The sequence below is a fragment of the Tenacibaculum xiamenense genome (assembly GCF_964513065.1).
GTDB lineage: Bacteria > Bacteroidota > Bacteroidia > Flavobacteriales > Flavobacteriaceae > Polaribacter > Polaribacter xiamenense.
In genome coordinates this window covers 1-1,296 of the sequence record NZ_CAZEQU010000003.1, presented here as the reverse complement: position 1 = coordinate 1,296, position 1,296 = coordinate 1, and the positions used below count along the sequence as shown (strand labels likewise).

Sequence of the window (1,296 nt, the reverse complement as noted above, 5' to 3'; positions counted from 1 at the left end):
TACTATAAATGAACAATTAACAGCGACAGCTTCAACGGTTAATGTTACTTGTAATGATGGAAGTTTAACTATTACTGCAGCGGGCGGAGATGGTACATATGGATATGCAGTTGTAGACAATGGAGATCCAGCACCATCAACATATGTTGGAACGAATACATTTGCAATAACAACTTCAGGTAATTACGATTTCTATGTTGAAGATGGATCTGGTTGTACTTATATGTCAACTATAAATGTTGGTCAAACAACAAATCCAAGTTTTACAACAGATTTAAACCAACCAGCGTGTAATGGAGATACAGGAAGTGTTAACATCACAATATCAGATGGTATTGCTCCTTATACAATTGCCTTTACCGATAATACAACTTCTACCACAACGACAACTACACAGACAGGAAGTACCTTATTACATGATGCATTAAATCCTGGAACTTATACAATTCAAGTAACAGATGCTAATGGATGTTCTCAAACACCAGTAGATGTTACGATCAATGCATTAACTACTGTTGCAAGTACGGCAAGTGTTACTCAAGACTATACTTGTGGTACTTTGGGGCAAATAACCTTTACAGGAGCCACAGGAGGAACCGCACCATATACTTATGGAGTTGATGGAGTTTATAATACGGATTTAGTATATGACAACTTAACAGAAGGAACTTACACATTAACTGTTCAAGATAATAACGGATGTATTCAATCAGTGGGTAGTTTAACGATTGATCCATTGCCAGTAATACCAGATTTTACTCATAGTATAACTTATAATTGTGATGGTTCAGGGAATGTTACTTTAACACCACCGGCGACACCAGTATTAACATACTCATATAGTATTGATGGTGGTACTAACATCAATCTAACAGGAAATGTATTTAACAATTTAGCAGTAGGAACGCATACTATAACAGTTCTAACACCAAGAGGATGTAACAGGGATTTTGTAGTCACTGTTGCAGATAACGAAGAATTTACAGGAAGTATAGTTTCAAGTACAGATGTTTTATGTAATGGAGCAACAGATGGAACTATAACAATTGAAGCGGTTAATTTCACTGGGTCTTATGAATATAGTACCGATGGAGGAACGACTTGGATTTCAACGAGTAATGGAACTCAAACCATAACAGGATTAGATAATATTACTTATAATATTCAAATACGTCCAGATTCTAGTTCACTTGCTGCATGTACCATTACGTTACCAGCGGTTACCTTAAATGAACCGACTGCGGTATCAGCAACAGCAGCAATTACAAAACCAGTAACGTGTTCAAACCCAACAGG

The 1,296-nt window shown here is 36.6% G+C and carries 1 protein-coding gene; it reads left to right on the top strand.

The features are described from left to right. Positions 1-1,296: hypothetical protein (locus tag ACKTTV_RS00535; protein WP_408028847.1), on the top strand; the 1,296-nt coding region annotated here is incomplete at both ends.